Source organism: Pseudopedobacter saltans DSM 12145 (assembly GCF_000190735.1).
Lineage (GTDB): Bacteria > Bacteroidota > Bacteroidia > Sphingobacteriales > Sphingobacteriaceae > Pseudopedobacter > Pseudopedobacter saltans.
Genome location: NC_015177.1, coordinates 2,386,706 through 2,413,567, shown reverse-complemented (window position 1 = coordinate 2,413,567; position 26,862 = coordinate 2,386,706). Strand labels below are relative to the sequence as shown.

General features: G+C 36.0%; 22 protein-coding genes. 8 read left to right on the top strand and 14 right to left on the bottom strand.

The genetic code is table 11. The features are described 5' to 3' along the window. Positions 1-29 precede the first annotated feature (29 nt). The gene (locus tag PEDSA_RS10270) at positions 30-1,556 is read right to left on the bottom strand and encodes a sulfatase family protein (protein ID WP_013633094.1); all 1,527 of its coding nucleotides are present in this window, start codon (positions 1,554-1,556) and stop codon (positions 30-32) included. Positions 1,557-1,756: 200 nt separating this feature from the next. Here PEDSA_RS10270 and PEDSA_RS10265 point away from each other — a divergent pair, with 200 nt between their 5' ends. Further along, on the top strand, positions 1,757-4,093 hold the full coding sequence (locus PEDSA_RS10265) for a PDZ domain-containing protein (protein ID WP_013633093.1): 2,337 nt from the start codon (positions 1,757-1,759) through the stop codon (positions 4,091-4,093). A 339-nt stretch (positions 4,094-4,432) separates the two neighbouring features. Here PEDSA_RS10265 and PEDSA_RS10260 read toward each other — a convergent pair whose 3' ends face one another. Beyond that, a complete protein-coding gene (locus tag PEDSA_RS10260; RefSeq protein ID WP_013633092.1) occupies positions 4,433-5,956 on the bottom strand; it encodes a hypothetical protein in 1,524 nt (507 codons plus the stop codon). Between the two features lie 170 nt (positions 5,957-6,126). Between PEDSA_RS10260 and PEDSA_RS10255 the strand changes: the two genes are divergently transcribed. Then, on the top strand, positions 6,127-7,908 hold the full coding sequence (locus PEDSA_RS10255) for an alpha-L-fucosidase (RefSeq protein WP_013633091.1): 1,782 nt from the start codon (positions 6,127-6,129) through the stop codon (positions 7,906-7,908). A gap of 114 nt (positions 7,909-8,022) precedes the next feature. On the opposite strand, the gene PEDSA_RS10250 is transcribed toward PEDSA_RS10255, so the two are convergent. Both PEDSA_RS10250 and accD read right to left on the bottom strand, forming a co-directional pair. After that, positions 8,023-8,676 carry a VTT domain-containing protein gene (locus PEDSA_RS10250; protein WP_013633090.1) on the bottom strand — a complete coding sequence of 218 codons (654 nt, stop codon included), beginning with the start codon at positions 8,674-8,676 and terminating at the stop codon, positions 8,023-8,025. 155 nt (positions 8,677-8,831) lie between these two features. After that, a complete protein-coding gene (accD, locus tag PEDSA_RS10245) occupies positions 8,832-9,677 on the bottom strand; it encodes an acetyl-CoA carboxylase, carboxyltransferase subunit beta (protein ID WP_013633089.1) in 846 nt (281 codons plus the stop codon). Between the two features lie 151 nt (positions 9,678-9,828). Here accD and fbaA point away from each other — a divergent pair, with 151 nt between their 5' ends. Next, a complete protein-coding gene (gene fbaA, locus PEDSA_RS10240; protein WP_013633088.1) occupies positions 9,829-10,908 on the top strand; it encodes a class II fructose-bisphosphate aldolase in 1,080 nt (359 codons plus the stop codon). Positions 10,909-11,060: 152 nt separating this feature from the next. Then, positions 11,061-11,813 (top strand): SGNH/GDSL hydrolase family protein, encoded by a 753-nt coding sequence (locus tag PEDSA_RS10235; protein ID WP_013633087.1) that lies wholly within the window; start codon positions 11,061-11,063, stop codon positions 11,811-11,813. A gap of 70 nt (positions 11,814-11,883) precedes the next feature. On the opposite strand, the gene PEDSA_RS10230 is transcribed toward PEDSA_RS10235, so the two are convergent. The 5 genes from PEDSA_RS10230 to PEDSA_RS10210 all read right to left on the bottom strand — a co-directional run bounded on the left by PEDSA_RS10230 (position 11,884) and on the right by PEDSA_RS10210 (position 18,472). Then, the gene (locus tag PEDSA_RS10230; protein ID WP_013633086.1) at positions 11,884-13,182 is read right to left on the bottom strand and encodes an NAD(P)/FAD-dependent oxidoreductase; all 1,299 of its coding nucleotides are present in this window, start codon (positions 13,180-13,182) and stop codon (positions 11,884-11,886) included. Positions 13,183-13,594: 412 nt separating this feature from the next. After that, positions 13,595-16,561: a protein translocase subunit SecDF gene (gene secDF, locus PEDSA_RS10225; protein ID WP_013633085.1), complete on the bottom strand. Its 2,967-nt coding sequence runs from the start codon at positions 16,559-16,561 to the stop codon at positions 13,595-13,597. Between the two features lie 104 nt (positions 16,562-16,665). Continuing rightward, complete coding sequence (locus PEDSA_RS10220) at positions 16,666-17,154, bottom strand: dihydrofolate reductase (RefSeq protein WP_013633084.1); 489 nt, start codon at positions 17,152-17,154, stop codon at positions 16,666-16,668. Positions 17,155-17,317: 163 nt separating this feature from the next. Then, entirely contained in the window at positions 17,318-17,632 is a 315-nt protein-coding gene (locus tag PEDSA_RS10215) for a four helix bundle protein (RefSeq protein ID WP_013633083.1), read from the bottom strand. A 45-nt stretch (positions 17,633-17,677) separates the two neighbouring features. Further along, positions 17,678-18,472 (bottom strand): thymidylate synthase, encoded by a 795-nt coding sequence (locus tag PEDSA_RS10210; protein WP_013633082.1) that lies wholly within the window; start codon positions 18,470-18,472, stop codon positions 17,678-17,680. Positions 18,473-18,562: 90 nt separating this feature from the next. Here PEDSA_RS10210 and ispE point away from each other — a divergent pair, with 90 nt between their 5' ends. Then, positions 18,563-19,366, top strand: a complete 804-nt coding sequence (gene ispE / locus PEDSA_RS10205) for a 4-(cytidine 5'-diphospho)-2-C-methyl-D-erythritol kinase (protein ID WP_013633081.1) — start codon at positions 18,563-18,565, stop codon at positions 19,364-19,366. Positions 19,367-19,470: 104 nt separating this feature from the next. Here the strand turns inward: ispE and PEDSA_RS10200 are convergent, their stop codons facing one another. Beyond that, positions 19,471-20,076, bottom strand: a complete 606-nt coding sequence (locus PEDSA_RS10200; protein WP_013633080.1) for a Crp/Fnr family transcriptional regulator — start codon at positions 20,074-20,076, stop codon at positions 19,471-19,473. Positions 20,077-20,155: 79 nt separating this feature from the next. Between PEDSA_RS10200 and PEDSA_RS10195 the strand changes: the two genes are divergently transcribed. Beyond that, on the top strand, positions 20,156-20,734 hold the full coding sequence (locus tag PEDSA_RS10195; RefSeq protein ID WP_013633079.1) for a DinB family protein: 579 nt from the start codon (positions 20,156-20,158) through the stop codon (positions 20,732-20,734). Between the two features lie 126 nt (positions 20,735-20,860). Here the strand turns inward: PEDSA_RS10195 and PEDSA_RS10190 are convergent, their stop codons facing one another. From PEDSA_RS10190 to gpmI, 4 genes are all read right to left on the bottom strand, one after another. After that, positions 20,861-22,786: a heavy metal translocating P-type ATPase gene (locus tag PEDSA_RS10190; RefSeq protein WP_013633078.1), complete on the bottom strand. Its 1,926-nt coding sequence runs from the start codon at positions 22,784-22,786 to the stop codon at positions 20,861-20,863. Positions 22,787-22,841: 55 nt separating this feature from the next. Next, positions 22,842-23,267, bottom strand: a complete 426-nt coding sequence (locus tag PEDSA_RS10185; protein ID WP_013633077.1) for a Fur family transcriptional regulator — start codon at positions 23,265-23,267, stop codon at positions 22,842-22,844. Between the two features lie 152 nt (positions 23,268-23,419). Further along, positions 23,420-23,950: a hypothetical protein gene (locus PEDSA_RS19590; RefSeq protein ID WP_013633076.1), complete on the bottom strand. Its 531-nt coding sequence runs from the start codon at positions 23,948-23,950 to the stop codon at positions 23,420-23,422. Beyond that, the gene (gpmI, locus tag PEDSA_RS10175) at positions 23,950-25,470 is read right to left on the bottom strand and encodes a 2,3-bisphosphoglycerate-independent phosphoglycerate mutase (protein WP_013633075.1); all 1,521 of its coding nucleotides are present in this window, start codon (positions 25,468-25,470) and stop codon (positions 23,950-23,952) included. Before gpmI ends, PEDSA_RS19590 begins: the two co-directional genes overlap by 1 nt. 107 nt (positions 25,471-25,577) lie before the next feature. On the opposite strand from gpmI, the gene PEDSA_RS10170 reads away from it, so the two are divergent. Both PEDSA_RS10170 and nadC read left to right on the top strand, forming a co-directional pair. After that, entirely contained in the window at positions 25,578-25,964 is a 387-nt protein-coding gene (locus tag PEDSA_RS10170) for a DUF4783 domain-containing protein (protein WP_148233524.1), read from the top strand. 46 nt (positions 25,965-26,010) lie between these two features. After that, positions 26,011-26,859 (top strand): carboxylating nicotinate-nucleotide diphosphorylase, encoded by an 849-nt coding sequence (gene nadC, locus PEDSA_RS10165; RefSeq protein ID WP_041537040.1) that lies wholly within the window; start codon positions 26,011-26,013, stop codon positions 26,857-26,859. Positions 26,860-26,862: the final 3 nt, after the last annotated feature.

Below are 26,862 nucleotides of genomic sequence, written 5' to 3'. Positions count from 1 at the left end.
ATAATGGTAGAGATGAAGTGTTATTTGTATTATTTTTTTGGTCTGCTATAACCTTGTTGTTTATAGGTGGTAAGTAGGGTCATTAATTCTTTAACAATTTTTGGTTGACTATTGTATAGATTGTTTTTCTCTTGAGGATCATTAGCGATGTTATATAAAGTCATAGGGGCTTCATTTGCTTGAGGCTCTAAAGTTCTGGGCTGAGTAAAACCTCCTGAGCCTAAGGCGGTAGTTAATTTCCAGTCCCCTTTTCTAATGGCAAAGATACCACCCAAAGAATGGTGGATAATAGCTTCTCTAATTTGTTTTGTTTTATTCTTTCCTGTAAAAGCATCAAGCATATTATAGCTATCTTCTGCAGCGTCTTGTGGCAAAGGTTGGTTTACAATAGCAGCTACTGTAGCAAATAAATCTGTGGTACACATTATTTGGTTACTCATGGTACCCATAGGGATTTTAGAAGGCCAACTTGCTATAAATGGAATTCTGTGTCCCGATTCGTAAATATCTGCTTTCCTTCCTCTGTAAATATAATTGGCATAATGATTTGTAGCTTCTATATCTTCAGGCTTCCAGTCAGACCCATTATCGCTAGTTACGATGACTAAGGTGTTTTTATCCAAACCTTTATCTTTTAACGCTTTTAAAACCTTTCCAATCATATAATCTGTCTCCGCTACATAATCGCCATAATTTCCTGCCCCTGATACATTTTTAAATTCTTTACTAGGAACCCATGGTGTATGAGGAGAAGGTAGCGGTAAATAAAGGAAGAAAGGTTTTTGTGTGCTAGATTGAATATAATTCACCGCATCGTTAATGAAATTGGGTAATACTTCTTGAAAATTGAAATCGGGAGCCATTTTTCCGGGTCTCCTCATAGAACCTCTTTCTTGGTTTTCACTTTTTCCTGTGGTGTATGAAGTAGGTTCTTTTACCGCTTTTCCATTTCTGATATAAACGTATGGATTCATATCCAAGGAGGCGGGTATAATATAAGAATAATCAAAACCATGGTCTGTTGGTCCTCCTTTAATAGCTTTAGTATAATCCACATTATCATCATCATTTTGAGGTGATTCTGTTATGGACTTACCGCCAATGGCTTTGCTTGGATCTTTTTTGGTAAAATCTAATCCCAAATGCCATTTACCAATACATGCCGTAGTATATCCGTTTTTCCTGAGGAATGAGGCTATAGTAGCCCTTTCAGGTTCTATTAAGGATGGAGAGTAGCCATTTAATACTCCTTTCTTTAAAGATGACCTAAAAGCATATCTACCTGTTAATATACCATATCTTGTTGGTGTACATACCGAAGAGTTAGAGTGTGCATCGGTGAAGTAAATGCCGTTCTTGGCTAAATTATCAATATGAGTAGTATGTATTTTAGATTCCTTATTCAGGATACTAATATCACCGTAACCTAAGTCATCAGTCAAAATATAAACTATATTGGGCTTGGGAAGAGTTTGTGCTGCCACTTTTAGTAAATAAAAACTATTACCAAGTAAAGTTAGGAGTAAAATGCGCTGCAATTTTTTAGCTGTATACATCAGGTTTTTTAACGTAATTTATAAAAAATAATACTTATAAGAATTAACAATACGGGGATTATATTCAAGTATTTTGGCAAAATGAATCGTTATTATCGATTGAAAGCTTTTAAAATTTAAGAATTGTTTTTAGCCAATTTACTTGAATGTTTCGCCAATAGGTAAAACTGAAATTTGAGCTTAAAATGCTTAATTAAGGAATGAAATTTATCCTCGCATTTTTAATATCACTTTCAGTATTTGCCAAACTAAGCGCAAAAGATTTTTATATCGCCCTAAATGGGAGTGATCGTAATCCTGGGACATTATCAAAGCCATTTGCGACAATAGCCAAAGCAAAACTAGAAGCCTTAAAATTTAAAAATGAAAGCGTAAATATTTTTCTAAGAGCCGGAGTCTATTACCTTGACGAGACACTGATCTTTACAATTGCAGATAGCCGTAAAGAAGGAAAAGAGGTGATAATAAGCCCTTATATGGGGGACGAAGTAGTAGTGAAAGGTTCCAAAAAATTGGACCTTAATTGGATTTTGAACAACGGTGTATATACAGCGAAAATAACAAGAGATCAGCTAATTTTTGATCAGTTATATGTTAATGGTCAGTTGATGCAAATGGCCAGATATCCAAATTATCAGAAAGGGAGACTACCTTTTGGAGGAGTAGCGGAAGATGTTTTAGGTCCAGACCGTATCAAGAAATGGGCAAAGCCACAAGGGGCTTATCTGCATGCTATGCAGGCCAGTATGTGGGGTGGTTTTTCTTTTTTAATAAAAGGTAAGACGAATGCTGGTGAATTAGAAATGGAAGGCGGATGGCAAAATAACAGACCATCTGCCATTCATAAACAATATAGGTTTATAGAAAATGTATTTGAAGAGTTAGATACCTTAAATGAGTGGTATTATGATAAAACGAAGCAGATTGTTTTTTTGAAAACTGATATAGATTTATCTGGTGCTGTAGTTGAAGTTCCGCAAATAGAAACACTTTTAGAAGTAAGAGGATCTGCAAAAGAACCCGTTAAAAATATCATTATCAGGGGGATTACTTTTAGTCATACTCTTAGAACTTTCATGAAGAATAAAGAGCAACTGTTGCGAAGTGATTGGACCATATACCGTAAGGGGGCTATAACTTTAGATGGAGCTGAAAATATTAATATTGAAAAATGTATATTTAAAGATAATGGTGCAAATGTTATCGTATATAGTAACTACAATAAAAACAACACGCTATCGGGCTCACATATTTTTAACGCTGGAGGTAATGCAGTTGTCTTTGTTGGAGATCCCAAAGCGGTACGGTCTCCCTCTTTTCAGTACAGCGAATTTGTAGCGTATGAGAATATGGACAAGACAGCTGGTCCAAAGGGGAATAATTACCCTATTTCATGTACAGTATATGATAATCTTATCCATGATATTGGTCAGGTAGAAAAGCAAACCGCAGGGGTGCAGATTTCTATGGCTCAAGACATAAAAATTAGTCATAATACCATTTATGATGTTCCAAGAGCCGGAATTAATATAAATGAAGGAACCTGGGGTGGGCATATCATAGAATTTAATGATGTATTTAATACAGTTTTGGAAACTGGCGATCACGGGGCATTCAACTCTTGGGGCCGAGATAGGTTTTGGCATCCTACAAGGGCAGTGATGGATACGCTGGTTGCCAAACATCCTCAACTTATCTTCCTCGACGCGGTAAAACCTACTGTATTGTTTAATAATAGGTTTCGTTGTGATAACGGCTGGGATATTGATTTGGATGATGGATCCAGCAACTACATGATTCAAAATAACGTTTGTTTGAATGGCGGATTGAAACTAAGAGAAGGTTTTAAAAGAACGGTCGAAAATAATATCATCATTAACAATTCTTTCCATCCGCATGTATGGTTTAAAAATAGTGACGATGTTTTTAAGCATAATATATTGGGTTCGGCTTATTTTCCCATAAGGATTACGGATTGGGGGAATAATATTGATAGCAATTATTTTCCGGATGAAGTTTCTTTAAAGAAAGCACAGGCTTTTGGAACAGATAAAAACTCTTTGGCTGGAGAAATCACATTTGAAAATGCCATAGTTGGAGATTACAGGATCGATAAAAGTTCTAAAGCTTTTGATACAGGATTTAAGAATTTTGACATGAACTTTGGGGTAGTTTCTGAAGACCTGAGAAATAGGGCGAAGAAAGTAGCTATACCCCAAATCTTACCTTTGGTATGGAAAGAAGATGCTACCTATGATTTTTTAGGAATAAAAGTGAAGAACTTAAACACATTAGCAGAACGTTCTGCCACAGGTATGCCTTCAGAAACGGGAGTATTGATATTAGATATAGCGCCTAATAGCCTGATGAGTGCAACGCTTAAAATTAATGATGTTATTTTAGGTATGGGAGAATATGAGATCAATAATGTCAAAGATTTGGTAACCGCGAAATTAAACTCCCAATCAAAAAAGACAGCTGTTTTAAAGATTTTTAGAGATCAAAAAGAGAATTCAATAATGGTAAATCTTAAATAGCAAAGGCTGTTTTTATGCAAATGGACTAAGGTTTTATTGATGAAAATCATTTAGGTTAAAGGCTACCATCTTGATGCTGTTGCTGCACTGATTTAGGAGAATGGGAAGATTTAGGGTAGTTGACGAATGGAGTTTTTACAAAGTTGAGGTTGTCTCAAATTAGTGTGTTTTGTCAGGCTAAGCCCTTCGTTGGGCTCAGTATAAACTCAGTCGAAGCCTCTCTGGTGCTATACAAGGTATATTTCGACTATGTGACAATTTCTATTTATGAGACAACCCCAAACTTTAGATTGACTATATGTTAAAAATCACCTAACTCATCAACATTAAAATTCAACATTATTTAATTCCCGCTTCTTTTCTTTGTGCTTCGAATAGAGATTTAGGAGTCAGCCCATTTTTATTATTGCCTTCCCATTCACCTTCAGGTTTGCCATCTAATCTTCCTCTCAATTTGTTACCAATAACGCCAATAGCGTAATTTTTACCAGAAACCCAAGGGTTTTGTACAGCAGCACCTTTTACTTTACAGTTCCATAAAACTTGTGTAACACCAGCCCAGCCATGACCGCTACCCCAATTTCCTCTATCTTGAACATTGATTTCCCCATCAGTTGTAATATTGTCATATAAAGTACCAACAGCCCAACGGTGGTGAGGTCCAATGTCTGCATAGGTTTTTGTGGATGAGGAATTATAGAAAACGTTAGGTCCTAAAACTTTTGCACCTGTTACATAATCATGTCTACCTTCTGTCGTTATCAGATTCATAAAAAGATTTTGTTGGCCGTCGTTATTAAAAGAGTATCTACGTCCTCCAGTTATAACCGAAATAGCGTCAAAACATTTGGAGTCCATAACAGTAATGTTTTTTGCTCCCTGGCTCAAACTAACACAAGAATTTCCAAAATGTCTGGAAGTTAGATTTCTAGCCCACCCGTTTTCTATATGGTTAAAACCTACAGCAACCCATCCATGGTCTTCATCTGTATCACTTGTATAGTCAGAATCGAATAAAATGTTTTCGATACCAACTTCTGTAATACGACCATTGTATGTGTACTTGAAAATTTCTCCACCACCATATTTACTGTCTAGAGCCATCATAACCGGGTTGTCAATAAAAATCGTATTTCCTTTTATTTGAGTAATCTCTCTCTCAAAAGACAGGTTATATTCCTCAGCCTGCCATTGCTTGGTTCCTTCTCTGGCTACAATTTTATCCATTTGAAGATCTTCTATCCATTTCTTTGTGCCTGGTCTAAATAGTATAATTTTATCTCCCACTTTATATCCGGAGACATTGTTAACTTCAAAAGATTTAGAACCAGTGCTTACATAGTTATTGGTGATTTTCGTTCTTGTTCCAGCTACTTCAGTAACCTTACCTTTGCCAGAAATCTTTACCAAAGTTCTTTGTCCTTTTCCAGCAGCTACTAAAACGGTACCATTATCATGATCACCTTCGCCACGTAATATAATTCCGTCGGTGTTTATATTCAGTGATCCGGAAATATTATATCTCCCTTTTTTTATTAGAATAGCTCCTCTAAAACCAGTTTTATCCTTAGGTAAAGCAGAAACTTCATCAATGGCTTTTTGTAGTACTGCAGTCGCGTCACCAGCAACCGGAGAAATACTTTTTACAATTTTAACAGTTGGAATTTGTTTGGAACCATGGTAATATCCTACTTTGCTAAAATCAGGAATAATGTCTCCATTCGCATCTGGATGATAAGTCAGTTTTCCGGTTTGGTCTATACTCACAAATTTGGATTGCCATTCTTTAGTTTGCGAAAAACCGACGGACGGCGCTAAAGCGATATAAAGTAAAATAGTTGAAATAGGTTTTTTGATATTCATAATTAAGGTTTAATTCTAGTCAGCAATAAACAAAAAAAAAAGTTTAGACTATTAAGCTAAATTGGCAAAAAGATAAAGTTAAGAGAAATTGTCAATAGGATTTAAAAAATGGCCAATATCATTCAATGTATTGTGAATGAGAGGATATATATTGCGAAAAAAATTAAGAAATGAAGAAGTTTTTAACAATATGTGCCGCATTGTTTGTCTTATACAATAATGTTTCTGGGCAGGAAATGGATGAAATGTGGGATAACAGATCTAACAATAAAGCAAATAAAAATGTACAATGGTTCAAAGATGCCAAATTTGGCATGTTTATTCATTGGGGACTATATTCGAAATTAGCTGGCGAGTGGAATGGAAAGCGTTATTATGGAAGTGGCGAATGGATTATGAATCAGGCTAAAATCCCGGTAGCCGAATATGAAAAAGTAGCTAAAAGCTTTAATCCCATAAAATTCGATGCGGAAGAATGGGCGCAGATAGCAGAAGATGCAGGAATGAAATATATGGTCGTTACCGCTAAGCATCATGAAGGGTTTTCAATGTTTGATTCAAAATATACAAATTTTGATATCGTTGATGCAACCCCTTACAAGAAAGATCCTATGAAATCGCTGGCTAAATCGGTAGCCAAGAGAAATATCCATTTTGGTTTTTATTATTCTCAATTTCAGGATTGGTACGAACCTAACGGAGGCAGAAATACCTGGGATTTTAAGGAAGCAGAAAAGGATTACCAGAAATATTATAAAGAAAAAGCTATTCCTCAGCTAAAAGAATTGATGACCAATTATGGGAAATTAGGGACGATTTGGTTTGATACTCCGGGAGGATTAACTAAACAGGAAACCGAAGACTTTGTAAATAGTTTAAGAAAATATCAGCCCGAATGTCTGTTTAGCAGTAGGGTAGGACATGGTTTAGGAGATTACAGAGATTTTGGAGATTCGGAACTTCCTCCTTTTACAATTAATGGCCCATGGGAGTCTATTTACACCCATAATGATTCATGGGGATATATAAAACATGATTTGAACTTCAAAACACCTAAAGAGATTATCTATTTACTGGCAAATGCGGCGGCCCGGGGAGGTAACTTGATGTTGAACGTAGGGCCGGATGGAGAAGGTAGTTTCCCAGCTTATTCCATTCAATATCTAAGAGAAGTTGGTAATTGGCTAAAAATAAACGGAGAGAGTATTTATGCTTCTACGGCTGGGCTTTTGGGGCAACAACCTTGGGGAGTAAGTACATCTAAACCCGGTAAACAGTATTTGCATATTTTAAATAGACCAGTAGATGGAGAAGTGCTGATTCCGGATTTTGACGTGACAATAAAAAAAGTCTATTTATTAGACGGGGGAAAAGAACTTGATTTTGAAAAGAGAGGAAAAGATATAATATTGAATTTACCACTTGGAGAGATGAAAAAATCTTTAAATGAGGTGGTTGTCCTGGAATATTCTGGTCAGGTTAAAGCATCGCAAACTTATAATGTAGTTTCAGACAATTTTCAGGAAATAGAGATACCTGCATACTTTGCTAAAGTAAAAGGGAATGCCAATTTAAAGAGCTTAACCTATAGTCACTACTATGGAGATTGGAAGCACACGAATTGTGTAGTGGATGCTAAAAATTCCGGTGACGAAATTAGCTTTGATATTCGGGTCACAAAACCAGGAACCTATAAAATAAAACTTGAATATAATTGCGGAACAGAGTCTGCTTTACAGGAAGGTGTTTTAACCTTAAATAATACCGACTTTTTGTTTAGGACATTGAAAACGGGAGAGTTTGACAGAAGAGCACCACTTCCTTTAATACAGCATAGCGTTGCAACTACTACATTTGACAAAGAGGGATTATATAAACTTAATATCCGACCTTTAAAAGATGGAAAAGAACTTTTTAAACTTAAGTCTTTGATTTTCGAAGCTGTTAGATAGTAGTTTGTCGTTTGTCGTTTGTCGTCTTCCGTTTGTCGAACAACGAGTAACGACAAACGAACAACGATGAACGAATAATAAATTAATGCCTATCTACTAATGACTAATGAACTATTAGCCATTGGCTTTCTTTTCCTTTTTTGAGTAAATTGCTCCGATAATTGGAGGGAGCGTACTCAAGAATGTAATAAATAAGATAGCCCAACTGAAATTATCCTTAACTGCTGGGATATTACCAAAAAGGTAACCTAGGGTTAGAAAGCTGACGATCCAGGCAAATGCACCGATAACATTGAAAAGAGTATATCTGCCAAAAGGCATCTTAATTACTCCCGAAACAAAAGGTACAAACGTTCTTAAGATGGCAAAAAATCTACTGAAAATAACAGCCTTCCCTCCATGTTTGTTAAAGAAATCCTGGGTGCTTTGATAATAGCTTAACTTCAGTATTTTATTCTGAGGTTTAAACACTTTGGGGCCAAGATATTTGCCTAAGTGGTAGTTGACCGTATTACCTAATATTCCCGCAAGAATAAGTATAAAGGCTAATAAAAAGATGTTCAGGCCAGTATCACCTCCTGCAATTAAAGCACCAGCAGCAAATAGTAGGGGGTCTCCTGGAAGAAATGGGGTAACCACAAAACCGGTTTCAGCAAAAATGATGATAAATAATATCAGATAAGTCCAGAACTTATAATTTTTAATAATGTCATTTAAATACTGATCTACGTTAAGAAGTATGTCAATAATATTCGTAATGAAATCCACAGTTTCTAGCTTTAAAATTTTTTGTAAACGAAAATACGGTAAGTCTTTAAAAAGAAAAGAGGGGAATTGCTTTAGAAATGTAATAATTTACGTACAAGCCAAAAAAATAGCTCCTGAAGCTCAACATAATGTCTCGTTCAGAAGCTATTAATTATTTAGTTATTCATCATATGAATAAAAGAAGATAGTTTTTTCTTAAGCTCTCTTCTGTCTACAATGAAATCAAGGAAACCATGCTCTAAAACAAATTCTGATGTTTGAAAGCCTTTTGGGAGATCCTTTTTAATTGTTTCTTTAATTACACGAGGTCCGGCAAAGCCAATTAAAGCTCCGGGTTCTGCAATATTAACATCGCCCAGCATAGCGTAAGAAGCAGTAACCCCACCTGTAGTTGGGTCCGTTAATAACGAGATATAAGGAATTTTAGCTTTCGCTAACAAGGCCAGCTTTGCCGATGTTTTAGCCATCTGCATCAAAGAAAATGCAGCCTCCATCATTCTTGCCCCTCCAGATTTAGAAATCATGAGGAAAGGGATTTTGTGTTCGATGCAATAATCTACGGAGCGGGCTATTTTTTCACCTACAACTGAACCCATAGAACCACCAATAAAATTGAAGTCCATACAAGCTACCACCAAATCCTGCTGATCTATTTGTCCATGAGCCGCTCTGATAGCGTCCTTTAAACCTGTCTTTTTAGTACTCTCTACAATTCTGTCTTTATAAGACTTTGTATCAACAAAAGATAAAGGGTCTCCCGAAGTAAGATTAGGGAATAATTCTACAAATGCATTATTGTCAAACAATATTTCGAAATATTCTTTAGAACCTATTCTTAAATGGTAGTTGCAGTACATACAAACATGTTTGTTCTCTGCTTGTTCAGTGTAATGTAAGGCTTTCTTACAATTAGGACACTTATTCCAAACTCCGTCCGGAGCTTCCTTTTTTTCGTTTGTTGAGGTAGATATTCCTTTTGTATTTCTTTTAAACCAAGCCATTCTCAAAAAAAGTGTGACTGCAAATAAACGAAAAAATGGTGAATTGTAAATGAGTTACTTTTTCTTATCGCATTTTAGTCTAATATTTCTACTTGAAAGACCCTATTAAAATAAATTTTCATAACTTCGATGGTAAGAAAAATGTTATAAAATGAGTTTAAAAGATTTTAAAGGTGTAATTACCGGAGACCAAGTTCAAGAGCTATTTGAGATTGCCAAGCAACATCAATTTGCATTGCCTGCTGTAAATGTTATCGGGACCAATTCTGTAAATGCAGTATTAGAAACGGCAAAAGCAGTGAACTCTCCAGTGATTGTACAATTATCTAACGGGGGAGCCCAATTCTATGCAGGTAAGTCTTTGGATAATAGCAAACTTCAGGCTTGTATATTAGGAGGTGTTTCTGCAGCACAACACGTTCATCTATTAGCAGAGCACTATGGTGTAGCTGTTATTTTACATACCGATCATTGTGCTAAGAAATTATTACCCTGGTTAGATGGACTTTTAGAAGCAGGAGAGAAGTTTTATGCGCAACACGGCAAACCTTTGTTTTCTTCCCATATGATTGATCTTTCAGAAGAACCAATTGAAGAAAATATCGAAATATGCAAAACTTACCTGGCTCGCATGAGTAAGATAGGGATGACTTTGGAAATTGAGTTAGGTGTAACCGGAGGAGAGGAAGACGGAGTAGACAATTCTGATGTTGATTCTTCAAAATTGTATACTCAACCAGAAGAGGTGGCTTACGCTTATGAAGAATTAAGTAAAATAAGTGATAAATTTACTATTGCAGCTGCTTTTGGTAATGTTCATGGTGTTTATAAACCAGGGAACGTGAAGTTACAGCCAGTGATTCTACATAATTCTCAGGAATATGTTAAACAGAAATTCAATCTGACAGCAGAGAAGCCAATTAATTTTGTATTCCACGGTGGATCAGGGTCTTCTCAGGAAGAAATCAGAGAAGCGCTTTCTTACGGAGCGATCAAAATGAACATTGATACAGATATGCAATGGGCATTTTGGGAAGGCGTGCTAAATTATTACAAAAAGAATGAAGGTTATTTACAAGGACAGATTGGAAATCCGGAGGGTGATGACTCGCCTAACAAAAAATATTATGACCCTAGAGTTTGGTTAAGAAAAGGCGAAGACAGTTTTGTAGAGCGTTTAAAAATAGCGTTTGCAGATCTTAACTGTGTTGACGTAAACTCAAAACTCTAGAAGTATTACAGTTTTGGACAAAAAAGCATTCCTAATAAGGGATGCTTTTTTTATTTGCTAAGAATTTATATTTTTTTGTAAAGATTTGATATTCTTTTTCCCACAGAGATTTATAAATTTATATCCAATAGCGCATAAATCAATTATATAACATGATTAAACGTAGAGATTTTATCAAATCAGGCTCCCTGGCGGGAGTATTGGCATTAAGTATACCGGAAATTGTTCAGGCTGCTGTTACAAAGCCGGGGAATGCAAAGGCAATCAAGATCAGTCAGGATATGACTGTTCTTTTTCAAGGTGATTCAATCACAGATGCAGGCAGAAAAAAGGATACTAACGAATTTAACACACCTGCCAATTTGGGTACTGGTTATGTGAATCAGGCCGCTGCAGAACTCTTATTAAATTATGCCACTAAAAATCTGAAAATCTACAATAAAGGAATTAGCGGGAATAAAGTTTATCAGTTAGCCGAAAGATGGGATAATGATTGTTTAAGTATTAAGCCTGATATTTTGAGTATTCTTATCGGTGTAAACGATTATTGGCATAAACATAATGGTAAATACGACGGAACAATAGAAACTTACAGAAACGATTTAAAAGCTCTTTTAAAACGTACAGTAGATGCTTTACCAAATGTGAAGCTGGTAATCGGCGAACCATTTGCGGTAAAAGGAATTAAGGCTGTAGATGAGAGTTGGTACCCCCAGTTTAACGAATACAGAGCTGTTGCAAAAGCATTGGCCGAGGAATTCAATGCGGTATTTATTCCTTATCAAAAAGTATTCGATGAGGCTCAGAAACAAGCCCCTGGAGTTTACTGGACTCATGATGGAGTACACCCTTCTTTGGCAGGAGCTAAATTAATGGCAGAAGCTTGGTTAAAGGCTGTTCAATAAAGAGTGATCATAAAAAAAATCCCTGTCATTTATTGTAATGACAGGGATTTTTTATAAGCTTCATATATTGTTAAAATGCTTCCGCTTCTTCTTTCATCGTTTGGCGATTGAATCTGCGGATAATTAATCTCGTTCCTCTGTCCTGAGAGAAATAGTTTACAATCCAGTTCATCAATGTTACCAGTTTATTACGGAAACCGGCCAGGAACAATAAATGGATAAACATCCAGGTTAACCAGGCGAAAAATCCCTGGAATTTCCAGAATTTCAAATCAACTACCGCTTTATTACGTCCTACCGTAGCCATAGATCCTTTATCAAAATAATCAAAAGGTTTTACTTCCTCATTATTGATTAGTCTGATTAAATTGTCGCCTAATTGTTGCCCCTGTTGGATGGCTACCTGAGCAACACCAGGATGTCCATTAGGGAATTTTTCAACCTCCATGTAGGACACATCGCCAATGGCGAAAATATTATTGTATCCTTCAATCAGGTTATATGTAGTTGTTTTAATTCTTCCCCCGCGAACAATCTGTGCTTTGTCGATACCCGGAATAACAGCGCCTTTAACCCCAGCACTCCAAACTACATTGTTAGTACGGATTGTTTTACCGTCTTTAAAAGAGATTACTTTTCCGTCATACTGATCAACCATGGTATTGGTTAACACATCAACGCCCATTTCTTCTAAGAATGACTGCGCTTTTCTTGATGCTTGTTCAGAGAATGGAGGTAACACACGGTTAGCACCTTCAACCAGATAAATTTTCATTTTAGAAAAATCCAGTTCACTATAATCTGATGGCAAAACGTGTTTTTTCAATTCAGCCAAAGCACCCGCTGTTTCCACACCAGTAGGTCCCGCACCAACAATAACGAAGTTTAACAAGGCTTCTTTCACCTGCTCGTCCGTTTCCATAACTGCTTCTTCAAAATTCTGCAGAATCATAGAACGCAGATTTAAAGCCTCTGGAACCGTCTTCATCGGCATAGAATAATGCTCGATTTCTTTTTGCCCAAAGAAGTTGGTTTCCGATCCGGTAGCCAATACCAAATAATCATATTCAAAATCACCAATCGAAGTAGAAATCGTGTTGCTTTCGCTGTTTATCTGCGTAACGTTTGCAACCCTAAATTTGAAATTCTTTTGGTGTTGGAAAATCTTCCTTAAAGGGAAAGCAATAGAGTCTGCTTCTAAAGCACCAGTCGCAACTTGGTATAATAGAGGTTGGAAGGTGTGGTAGTTGTGTCTGTCAATCATTAAGACTTCAACTTCCTTATCTTTTAGCCTTTTAGCTAATTGTATTCCTCCAAATCCTCCACCAATAATAATGACTCTTGGAAATTTTGAATTGTTACTTTTCATTATTAAAATTAAATTGATGCTTCTCTTTACATTCCAATTTTTTTTGTATATTAGGTATGGGAAACCTATCTTACATATGAAAAACTGAATCAGAAGTTCTGTTTCAAATAGAAATCTTTACCTGTAGGGGGTGAAGCATGATTGTATTTCCGCTAATTTTTAAACCGCAAATATCGGTAATTAATTGAGTTTTTCCAATTTGTTTGTTATTTCTTTTACGATAATTATATCTTTCCTAGGTTTTTTTTAAGACGCTATCTTCGGTTTTATTTATTGTTTGAATTTTTCGTAATTACAGGTGGGCTACTGAGAAATGAGGTGTTGCGTATTTCGTTGTTTTTCAGATTAATATAAAAAGCGAAGGCTGTGTCGTTTAAAACACAGCCTTCGCTTTTTTGATAAAATTGTAATTCTATTTATTTTCTGCAGATTTCTTTCCTCTGATAAATTCAACTACAACTGGTGTTGCAACGAATAATGAAGAATAAGTACCTACAATGATACCTATCAACATGGCAAAAGAGAAACCTCTTAATATTTCACCACCAAAGATGAATAAGATAATCAACACGAAAATAGTAGACATACCCGTAACCACCGTACGGCTTAATGTACTATTTAACGCATTATTGATGATAGTTGCCATGTTCTGATTTCTATTTCTCTCATCAGAAAGGTATTCCCTAACCCTGTCAAAAATAACAACCGTATCGTTAATAGAATAACCGGCCACAGTTAGAATAGCTGCGATAAATGTTTGGTCGATATCTAAAGAGAATGGTAATATACCATCGAAAATAGAGAAAATAGCCAATACAATTAAAACGTCATGTAATAATGCAATAATTGTAGCAATACCAAAAGATACCTTTCTGAAGCGTATATAAACATATAAGAAGATACCTGCAATAGCTGCAAGAACAGACCATATCGCAGAGACTTTAATGTCATTAGCTACAGTTGGGCCAACCTTTTGGGCATCCTTAATTTCGTAAGGGGTATTTAAGGTTTTTAAACCATCATTTAATTTAGTAGCTACTGTCTTCTCAGCCTGGTCGGAGTTATCTTCGATCAAATAAGCTGTAGTGATTCTTACGCCGCTACCATAGCTTTTTACCTCTGGCGCATCGTTCTCAAAAGACTTGGTTAAGGCCTCTCTTACATCAATAGTACTTATCTCTTTGTTGAAATCAACAACATAAGTTCTACCTCCCTGAAAATCTACACCATAGCTAAATCCTTTAATTAGCATAGAAGCTAAACCCGCAATGATGATTACAGAAGAAATGATATAGTATTTTTTACGGTCTTTTACGAAGTCAATCGGAGAACCTTTGAAAAGGTTTTTGGTAAATGACGTATAAAGAGGAAGATCTTTTCCTTTTTCTAACCTGTTGTCAATAACAATACGGGTAATAAATATTGCAGTGAAAATTGAAAGGAAAATACCAATTACCAAAGTAACAGCGAAACCGTAGATAGGTCCGGTACCTGTAATCAATAATATAATACCTACGATTAAGGTGGTAATTTGTGAATCTAATATTGCTGAATAAGAGTTTTTGAAACCATCAACAACAGCTGTTTTTAGATTCTTGCCAAGTTCAAGCTCTTCTTTGATACGTTCGTAAATCAATACGTTCGCATCTACTGCCATACCAATCGTCAGTACCAGACCGGCAATACCCGGGAGTGTCCATACTGCACCCAAGGAAGCCATAATACCTACCAGAAAGAACATGTTGAAAAGCAAAGCAAAGTTTGCAATCATACCAGATCTGTTATAGTAGAATACCATGAATAATAATACCACGATTAATCCGGCAACAGAAGAGATTACTCCCTTTTCGATAGATTCTTTACCTAAAGTTGGACCAACTACGTACTCTCCAACAATTTTAGCAGGAGCAGGTAATTTACCAGCTTTTAATACATTGGCTAAATCTTTGGTCTCTTCAACCGTGAAATTTCCGGAAATAGAAGAAACACCATTTGGAATTTCACCGCCAACACGTGGAGCAGTGTAAACCATGTCGTCTAAGACGATAGCAATACATTTATTGTCATCTTCGTTTCTTGGATCTCCAGCAGCAGCTGCTGTAATCCTTTTCCATTCTCTTGCACCGGTAGAGTTCATTGACATCGTAACCTCAGGATTACCTTTTTGGTCAAAATCTTCACGGGCATTAGAAATTACGTCGCCTTCTAAAACAGCGCCATTGTTTATTCCAGAACCTTTAATAGCATATAGTTCGTAAACCTTAGCGTCTTTAGATATAGATTTAACACCCCACATCAATTTAACGTTAGGAGGGATGACAGCTTTAATCTCTGGTTCTCTTAAATATTCGTTTACTTTAGCAGTGTCCTTTAAAGCAACATAGCCAACAACTGGTCCCGGTCTTAAACCTTGTTCACCGTTAGCACCCTGGTAAGTAGCAGGTGATAATACAGAAAATAAAGGATTAGCTTTTGCTAAAGCGGCCATATTTTCAGACGAATCTTTAGAAGTACTGTCTTTTTTAGCACTTAATAAAGCCGGTTTAGCACCTTTAGTAGTATCAACGGCAGTAGTTGTAGCCTCTGCTTTTTTAGTTGCCTCTTTAGGTTGTTTAGCTGCTAGAATATTGTTGATATTCTGTATTAAAGGGAATATTTCGTGGTTGTCGAAAGTTTCGTAGAACTCCAATTTAGCAGATCCCTGTAATAACTTACGAACACGTTCCTGATCTGTAACACCCGGAAGCTCTACTAAAATTCTGTTGGAACCTTCCTGTAATTGAATGTTCGGTTGTGTAACACCAAACTTGTCGATACGGGTTCTTAAAATATTGAAAGATCTCTCAATTGCAGAAGTAGCTTGTTTTTCTAAGTAAGTTTTAACTTTTGCATTAGAGTCATCTATTTTTAGATCAGAAGAATTATCTTTTGTAGAATAAAAAGATGCCAGCTTTACGTTAGGGCTTAACTTTTCAAACTCACTTACGAATAAAGAAACTAAACCTTCTTTACTGTTAGTTTTTAACTTTTCCTGCGCATTTTCTAGTGCCTGATTGAAATTAGCGTCAGTTGGATTATTTGCTAAGCTTTTTAACAATGCAGATAAGTCTATCTCCATAGTCACATTCATCCCACCTTTTAAGTCCAATCCAAGCGCAATTTCGCGCTCCTTAACATACTGATAAGTATGTCCGAAAATTGGATAAACAGGTTGTGAAGAAATTGAATCAAGATAGCTTCTTTCCTTTGCAGGATCTCCGTTAGCATACGCCTTAGCATCGTCTTCTACCTTATTGGCAAAAAACGTGAAAGACAATGCATATAAACTTAGTACAGATAATACAGCTGTTGCAAACTTAATTATTCCTTTGTTTTGCATTTTTATTAATTATTTATTCTGCTTTTTTTTATAAGAGGGCAAAGCTAATATAATTTTTAAATTATAAAATCTCTGCTATTAAATTATTTACACTTTGTTTTTGCTTATTTTCTCTTTTCCAGAATCAGAAAAGTGTAGTCATAAAGGTGTCGCTCGTCAGCGTGATTTTCTTCTCTCCATATTTCGTTCAATTCGTTTAGGTTTAGGTTATTAAAAAATGTATCTGCATCAAACTGATGATGCACTTTTGTTATATAAAATTTATCGGTAATAGGTTCTGCCTGTTTATATATTTCTGCGCCACCTATAATAAATACTTCCTGTTCATTTTTGCAGGTATTTAAAGCTTGGTCTATAGAACTGTAAACCTCTGCACCCTCTATTTTTAGATTTTTATTTCTGGAAATAACAATGTTCCGTCTGTTAGGAAGAGCCTTTCCAATAGAATCGAAGGTTTTTCTACCCATAATTATGGTATGTCCCGAAGTTGTCTTTTTAAAAAACTTGAGGTCGTTGGGTAAATGCCAGAGCAACTGGTTGTTTTTTCCAATAGCCTTATTCTCATCTATAGCAACAATAATGCTTACAGTCATCGTTCAGTTCATTAGTTAATTTGAGTTCATTAGTTTGTTGAGTTCATTTGCAGATTCCTGTGTGTCAGTTCTTATCATAACCGATATAAAAAAATGCTTGGTAAATCAAGAAGTTGGATTTTTTCCAATATAATTGATATATGAGCTCAACATTTTATGAATTTTATCGAGTTCCTTTAAAATATTCTCGTTGCTCTGTAGAAAATAGATTCCTCGATTTGTGTTTTCTAACAAAGCCTTTTGTTTCCAGTAAAGACCCACGGCTATAATAGCAAAAATTTTTGTTTTCCTTATAATCATATCTGCCATATCCTTCAGCAATATTTGCGTCTATAGAATCGGCAGCTCTAACGAGTTGCTTTCCGATGGTGTCTTTATCGAAAAAATCTTTCCATTCATATACAAGATTCCATATTTCATTAGAAAGTATACGAGCTCTTTGATAAACCATCAATTCTTCAAGATTATTCAAACTCATGCAGTTTATGTTTTACTAATGAACTGTTTGCCAAAGGCTAATCACCTACACCGCAACCGCCCCCTTAATATGAGGATGCGGATCATAATTCTCAAGGACAAAATCTTCGAATTTAAAACCAAAGATATCTTTCACTTCAGGATTAATTCGCATAGTTGGCAAAGGCCTGAAATCTCTGGAAAGTTGCAGTTTCGCTTGTTCCAGATGGTTATTGTACAAATGAGCATCACCCAGCGTATGAATGAAATCTCCTGGTTTAAGATCACAAACCTGGGCCACCATCATAGTCAAAAGCGCGTAAGAAGCAATATTAAAAGGAACTCCTAAAAATATATCTGCACTGCGCTGATACAATTGGCAGCTCAATTTACCATCAGCAACATAAAATTGGAAGAAACTGTGGCATGGCGGCAGGGCCATGTTTTCAATTTCTGCTACATTCCATGCGGATACGATAATTCTTCTACTGTCCGGGTTATTTTTTATTTGACTGATGATCTGAGAAATCTGATCTATGTGGCGACCATCAGGTGTAGGCCAGGAGCGCCATTGAGAACCATAAACGGGACCCAGATTTCCTTCTTCATCAGCCCATTCGTCCCATATCCTAACGCCGTTCTCTTTTAAATATTTAATATTTGTATCTCCCGATAAGAACCAAATCAACTCGTGAATAATAGATTTCAGGTGAAGTTTTTTGGTTGTCAATAAAGGAAAACCTTCTTCAAGATTAAAACGCATTTGATATCCAAATACACTTATCGTTCCAGTCCCCGTTCTATCATGCTTTTGAACCCCATTGTCCAAAACATGCTGCATTAAATCATGATATTGTTTCATCTAAAAATGATGTTTGACCAAATATATATCTTAAATTAAAGCACAAAATAACAAAATAAATATATTTGTCGACTCTGTTTTTAATAAATTATGATTTGCTTCCCCAATGCCAAGATTAATATCGGGCTTAACGTGATAAATAAAAGACAAGACGGTTATCATGAACTGGAGACTATCTTTTATCCGGTTAAGATTAAAGATGCGTTAGAAATAATAGAGGCTCCCGAAATGAAGTTTGAAAGCTCTGGAATCAATATACCTGGGGACTCCAATAATAATTTATGTATTAAGGCTTACAATCTGTTAAGGGCTGATTTTGATCTTCCTAACATTCACATCCATCTGCATAAACACATTCCAATAGGAGCTGGCTTAGGAGGTGGATCTTCAGATGCTACTTTTTTTATTAAACTGGTTAATGATAAGTTTAATCTGGGGATGGATAAAGAGGTCATGAAAAACTATTGTAGCAAACTGGGGGCTGATTGTGCTTTTTTTCTGGAAAACAGACCGGTATTTGCTACTGGTATTGGCGATGTATTTGATGAAGTGGAGGTGGATCTTTCGGGATATCACGTTGTTTTGGTAAAACCGCCTGTCCATGTAGCAACAGCAGAAGCGTACAAGAATGTTGTACCCCAGGAGCCAATAAATTCGCTTAAATCTCTGGTTCGTTTGCCTGTTGAAGATTGGAATTGCAATATCAAGAACGACTTTGAACCACACATTATAAATTCATATCCACAAATCAGGATGGTGAAAGCTAACATGCTTGATATCGGGGCAGTTTTTGCTTTAATGAGCGGAAGTGGATCTTCTGTTTTTGGTATATTTAACGAAAAACCAGACCTGAGTAAGTTTGAAGAGGACTTTGATGTTTTTTACGATATTTAAGGAGAACTTTAGATACCAGAATTTGGGATATGAATATTGAGATGACTAAGATTCACTCTACTAACCCCAAACTGACCTTATTTGGGTTGGTTACGATAGCTGATTTAAATTTTAACGTTATTAAGTAATTTACTGAAATTGCTGGCGTCAATACCTAAATAGCTGGCAATGTACTTATGCGGTATTAATTGAAGAATATGAGGACTTCGTTTTAATAAAATCCTGAATTTTTCTTCAGAACTGCAAACTTGTAGTTCGACTACCCTTTCTAATACTCCGGATAAAGCCTGACTAACGCCTTTTAAGACAAAGAGGTTAATAGATGGATGTTTTTCCATTAGTTTTTTAACGTCAATATATTTTGCTTTGATAAAAACGGAAGGAGTTAAAGATTCAAAATAGTATTTTGACTTTTGCTCTAACATCATCGCGTCCAATATTCCCGCGAAGGAGGGAGGATAACTGAGTACCAAAGTGGCTTCTCTACCCGATTCAGAGGTGTGAAAAACTCGTTGTATACCGTCCAATACGAAATAAAGATAATTTTCTTTTTCTCCAGCGTCGGTTATTATATCCTTCCGCTTTGATATATGTAATTCCCAAATATTAGAAAAATCCTTCCAGATTGTATCGTCCAGGACAACGGTTTTGTTAACAAAAAGCCTTAGTTTTTCCAATGCTGATGATAGATTAGGTTTTACAATAACCATTGCGAATAGAATTTAAAAATCTTGGTATTTACCAAGAGAACTAAAATATAAAACTATCATTTTTGAAAAAAATTAAGTTATGAGAAAAATAGACAAAGGTGAGTTTTTACAGGATTTAATAGTAAGAGCAGAACGGCAATTGAATTTTATAAATACAGATATACGAAATTTAGAAAACGAGAAATTGCGATGGAAAGCCGAACAAGAGTGGAGTATAGCTGAATGTTTAGAGCATTTGAATACCTATAGCATGTATTATTTGCCGCTATTAGAGGATAAAATAAAACAGTTCAAAACAAGCGATATTCTGGATGATTTTTTTCTAAGAGGATTTGTAGGCCAGTTTTTTGTTAAGATGATGGGAAATACAAAAAAATATAAAGCTGCTAAAAGACATGTGCCCGCAGGAAAGCAAAACCCGGAAATAACTGTCACCGATTTTGTTAGGTATCAAAAACAATTATTGGAATGCTTGCGTTTTGCTAAACATCTCAATTTAAGTGAATGTAGAATCCCAATCTCAATTAATAGAATTATTAAATTGAGGTTGGGAGATATATTTGAATTCTTAATCGCTCATACCGAAAGGCACACACAACAAATAAAAAGGCAGTTAACGCTGTCTGAAAGATCAAGTGCAAAAACAACACTATTATAATTAAACACTGTTTTTATAAAAATCTCTCTTAGATATGCTGTAAAAGTCCAGAATTATTACTTAAAATCTTAGTAAGAATTAGGTTTTCCTGTACCTGCGCCAGGTTACGCCCCTTTTGGAAATGTGCTATATCTTCTTTGCCTGTATCCTTACAGCATTCAGGATAGCTAATAATGCAACGCCAACATCGGCAATTACTGCTTCCCATAAAGAGGCAACGCCTTCGGCTCCCAAAATCAAGACGGCAATTTTTACAGCCATAGCCAGTATAATATTCTGCCAAACGATCCATTTGGTGATTTTCCCGATCTTTATAGCAGAAAGTATTTTAGAAGGCTGATCCGTTTGAATAACAACATCAGCGGTTTCAATGGCGGCATCACTTCCCAATCCTCCCATAGCGATACCAACATCAGCTAAAGCAATAACAGGGGCATCATTAACACCGTCGCCAACAAATGCAATTCTTTTATTTGCATTTTTTAGTTCTTTAACCTTATTAACTTTGTTTTCTGGTAAGAGCGCTCCGAAAGCTTTGTCTAAACCCAATAAATAAGCTGTTTTTTGAACTATGGTGTCTTTATCCCCACTAAGCATTATGGTTAAGATATCGTTCTTTTTTAAATCAGAAATAGTATGTGCAGCATCTTCTTTTATCTCATCCGCGACAGTAATATAACCTGCGTATCGTTTGTCCACAGCGACAACCACAATACTTTCTACTATGTTTTCTATATGGTCGGGAAAAGAAATATTAAACTTCCTAAGTAACTTTCCATTACCTGCAAGCACATCTTTTCCGTCGACAGTTCCTCTTAATCCATGACCTGCAATTTCCTCAACATCCTTTACCACCGTATCTTCGTACTTTCCATCGGCATATTGAGTAATGGCTTTGGCAATAGGATGGCTTGATTTGCTCTCAATAGCAGCGACTATTTTGATGAAATCATTCCTGTCCATTTCGGTGTCCATTTCCTGAACTTTAAAAACACCCTTGGTTAATGTACCAGTTTTGTCCATTACTACCGTGTCGATAGTGCTCATAACATCAAGAAAATTTCCACCTTTAAAAAGAATACCATTTTTTGATGCCAGGCTTATACCTCCAAAATACCCCAGGGGAATCGAAACAACCAGCGCACAAGGGCAGCTGATTACTAAAAATACCAAACCTCTGTATAACCAATCTGTAAAAACATAGTCTGGGTATATGAAAGACGGAATGACAACCAAAAGTACAGCCAAAGCAAAAACTATCGGCGTGTATATTTTAGCAAATCGGGAAATGAATAGTTGAGTTTTTGATTTCCTTGCGGTTGCATCCTGTACCATTTCCAATATCTTGCTCAATTTACTATCGCGAAACAGTGAAGTCACTTTTACCTCGGCAAGTTTGCTTTCATTAATCATACCGGCGAGAATCTCATCTCCGTTATATTTCTCATCTGGCTTACTTTCGCCGGTTAGCGCAGCAGTGTTGAAAGTAGCATGTTCAGTATTCAAAATACCATCCAGAGCCACCTTTTCTCCGGGTTTTACCTGTATCATCTCTCCAATAACTACTTCGGTAGGTTTTACATCTATGGGAGTATTATTTCTGATGACGGTAACGGTATCGGGGCGAATATCCAGCAAAGCTTTAATGTTGTTCTTTGCTTTTTTTACAGCGCTTTCCTGAAACCATTCTCCAATAGAATAGAAAATCATAACCGCAACACCTTCGCTGTAAGCACCTATGCTAAAAGCACCAATCGTGGCTATACTCATCAAGGAAAATTCATTAAAGAAATCGGAACGTCTGGCTTTTACCCATGCCAATTTCAAAACGTCACTTCCCGCCAAATAATAAGCAAAAAGGAAAATAACAAGTCCCAAATAATTATTTGTATTGAAGTGAAAACCATATTCAAGAACCATCATCACCAGAAAAATGCCCAGCGCAATGATCAAATTAAGGTGCGACTTCCATTCAGGAGTATTTACCTTTTGAACATCATTTCCATGATCGTGGTCATGATTGTCATGACTATGTTGAAGTATGTTGCTCATGTTTGTCAATGTTAATAATTACAAAGACAAACATAATGTAAAAAGGAATGCAATGCTATTGCATTGTAATCTGACAGTCTTTACATACGCCTTTTACGGTAAGGCTTATCTCTTCTGGTTGATATCCCTGAGGTAAGGAAATCTTAGGGATCTGATTTTTTGGCAGACAAAATGTTTCTTTACATGCTTTACAAGAAAAATGTACGTGGACATCGTGGTGTGCATTATCGTCACAACTGTCCTGACAAAGCGCATATTTTAAAGATCCGCTTCCGTCTTCTACTTGATGAATCAATCCTTTTTGCTCGAAAGTCTTCAATGTCCTGTAAATGGTGATTCTATCTGCAGGATACAACATTTTTTCGATATCATTAATACTTAAAGCTGATTTCTTATTCAACAGCGTGTCCAAAACCAGCTGCCGCATTGGCGTAGGGGAAATATGTTTATGATCTAAAATATGTGCTGTATTGTTACTCATAGCAAGACTAATGATACAGTTGACAATATAGTAAAGCTATTTGTTTATAGTGTAATGGGGAAGTAAATAAGTATTTTATGGTCAATGGATGTTGGTTGTTATTCGTTCTGTGAAACGAACATCGAACATCAAAAAACAACAACGAAAAACGTCTAGCGAACTAACAACCCAGTTATTATGTAGTGGTTATCACCAAGAACAGTAACATGCTGATCTTTTACAATGTTATATAACGAGTCTGTATAAAAAGTTAAATCTTCAGAAGTCGTATATAAATAATTTATAGATTTATTTTTGATAGAGAACTTAACCGGTTTTGAATCTTTAAAATCGATGATGATTTTTTGGGTTCTTAAATCATTTTCTTTAGCGGTATAGACAATCTGATTTGGAAGGCTGTCTATTTTATAGCTGTTTTTCCAGGAAGATTTGTTGATATCTGATTCCACAAACAGGCTGAGTTCCTGTGCCCAATCCTTTATTTTTAAGGTCTTCACCTCTTCATCCTGGTTATAAAATACGGATTTCTTTACAACAGGATTAGTTTTATTTAACTTTACTATTTCTTGCTCGAAAAAGCCTTTAATGTCATAATAACTAAGCTCCTGTATATCCTTTTCTTTGCCGGATTTACAAGAGCCTAGAAATAATAAGCTTACAAGAAATAAATTCAGTCTCTTCATTAAACTAAAACGTTCCCGCTCATCTCCTGAGGAATATCAATTCCCATTAATTTTAGGATAGTTGGAGCAATATCTCCTAGCTTTCCATCCTTAATAGCTTTATAATCCTCGTCTATTAAAATACAAGGAACTACATTAGTAGTATGTGCAGTATTAGCAGAACCGTCGTCGTTCACCATATAATCAGCGTTACCATGGTCCGCAAGAATAATAAAAGAATAACCGTTTGCTATACCTGTTTTCACTACAGCCTCAGCACATGCATCAACCGTCTCAACAGCCTTTACCACGGCCTCGAAAACTCCTGTATGTCCAACCATATCCGGATTGGCAAAATTTAAACAAACAAAATCGGCCCACCCTTTTTCTAATTCTGGAATAATAGCATCTTTAATACCATTTGCACTCATTTCCGGTTGCAAATCATAAGTAGCTACTTTAGGAGAAGGAATTAATAGCCTTTTCTCATTATTGAATTCCTTTTCGCGACCTCCGGAAAAGAAGAAAGTAACGTGAGGATATTTTTCAGTCTCTGCAATTCTGATCTGGTTTTTGCCAGCACCTTCCAATACCTCACCAAGAGTCATTCTTAAATCATCCTTTTCAAATGCAACATGTACATTTTTAAAAGTTTCATCATAAGTCGTCATGGTAACATAGTGAATATCCAAAGGCTTCATGTCCTGTTCAGGGAATTCTTTCTGAGTAAGTGCCAAAGATATTTCCCTTCCTCTGTCAGTTCTGAAATTGAAACAGATTACCGCATCGCCATCTTCAATTTTTGCTAAAGGATTGCCGTTTTCATCACAAACAACCATTGGTTTAACAAATTCGTCTGTAACTCCTTCAGCATAGGATTGCTGTATACCTTCTATAACAGACTGTACTTTTTTCCCTTCAGCCTTAACCATTACGTCGTAGGCTAGTTTTACACGCTCCCAACGATTATCGCGGTCCATAGCATAATATCTGCCTATTGTAGAGGCTAACTTACCGGAAGAATGTTGTAAATAGTCGCTAAGTTCAGTTATAAAACCAAGTCCCGAATTGGGGTCAGTGTCACGGCCATCCAGAAATGCATGAATAAAAACATCGTTTAACCCGAAAGATTTTGCCGCATCGCAAAGTCCTTTTAGATGGTTAATATGAGAGTGTACTCCACCGTTAGAAACCAGACCGATGAAATGAATTTTCTTATTGTTGTTTTTTGCGTATTCAAAGGCGTTTTTCAGGGCAGTATTGCTCACAAATTCATTGTCTTCAACAGCTTTGTTAATACGTCCCAACTCCTGATAAACTATTCTTCCCGCACCCAGGTTCATGTGCCCAACCTCAGAGTTTCCCATTTGACCTTCAGGAAGACCAACAGCTGTGCCGGAAGCTACTAATTTACTATTGGGATATTGAGCTAAACAGGCGTTAAAAAAAGGTGTTTTTGCCGCTAAAATGGCATTTGAAGAATCCTTTCGGCCATATCCCCAGCCGTCTAATATAATAAGCGCAACTTTTTTATTTTTCACATAGCAAATATAGTTATTTTAACATTAAGCTTTTTTAAAAATGTTTTGTTTGTAAATTAGAGTCTCATTTAAGAAACTTGTCAAAGAGTTTTGTGAAGCAAAAAGTTATGAAAAAGTTTTTTTTGTTGTTTTTTCTTACAAGTGCTGTAAGTATTGTTAAGGCAGATGTGATAGAAGAAATTGCAGCATTTATGAAAAGTGGTGATGTTAAATCCATGTCCGGATATTTTGCTCCTACTGTTGAGTTAAACATATTGGGACAAGAAGAGATTTACTCGAATGTGCAGACTGCAATTATTTTGAAAGACTTTTTTCAGAAAAATCCACCTAAATCTTCTCAAATAATCCATAAAGTGACTTCAAATTCAAACTATAAATTTGCGGTTATTTTATTGAATACCAGTAAAAATATCTTTAGAGTTAGCTATGAACTGAAGATCACGTCCGGTAAATTTTTGATAGCTCAAATTAGAATAGAAGAAAACAAAGAATAAGGGCAGCTTGAAAAAATTTATATTTTTGCCTCAAAAATCACAAGTTTTGGATAAGAATATTGTTCGACAAATTATAAAATCGGCTTTAGCCGAAGACCTAGGAGATGGAGACCATACCTCTCTTTCAACCATTCCTAAAGATGCAAAGGGAAAAGCCAGATTATTAGTTAAAGAAGATGGAGTAATAGCGGGTGTAGATGTTGCGGTGGAAGTTTGCAACGAAGTGGATCCCGATTTAAATGTGGAAATCTTACTTAAAGACGGAACAGAAGTAAAGGTTGGTGATGTTGTTTTGTATGTATCCGGAAGTGTACAATCTATTTTAGTAGCCGAAAGATTACTCCTGAATTTAATGCAGCGAATGAGTGGCATTGCAACCACGACCCATAAAATAGTGAAAAATCTAAAAGGTACGGGAACAAAGGTGTTAGACACACGTAAAACCACCCCTAACTTAAGATATCTGGAAAAAATGGCCGTGAAAATAGGAGGTGGGGTAAATCACCGTTTCGGATTGTACGATATGATTTTGATCAAAGATAATCACGTTGATTATGCTGGTGGCATAGAAAATGCAGTTAAAGCGGCACAAGATTATCTGAAAAAAGAAAATAGAAATCTGCAAATAGAAGTCGAGGTTAGAAATTTAGAAGAATTAAGAAGCGTATTGGCAATAGGAGGGATAGACAGAGTTCTGTTGGATAATTTTAATTTCGAAGATCTGAAAAAAGCTGTTGCGATAGTGGATAAAACTGTTGCAACAGAGGCGTCAGGAAACATAACACCACAAAATGCTTTAGATTATGCCAAATGTGGAGTAGATTATATTTCTATGGGTGCGCTTACCCATTCGGTAAAAGGGTTGGATTTAAGTCTGAAAGCGGTTGTTGGTTAAGAA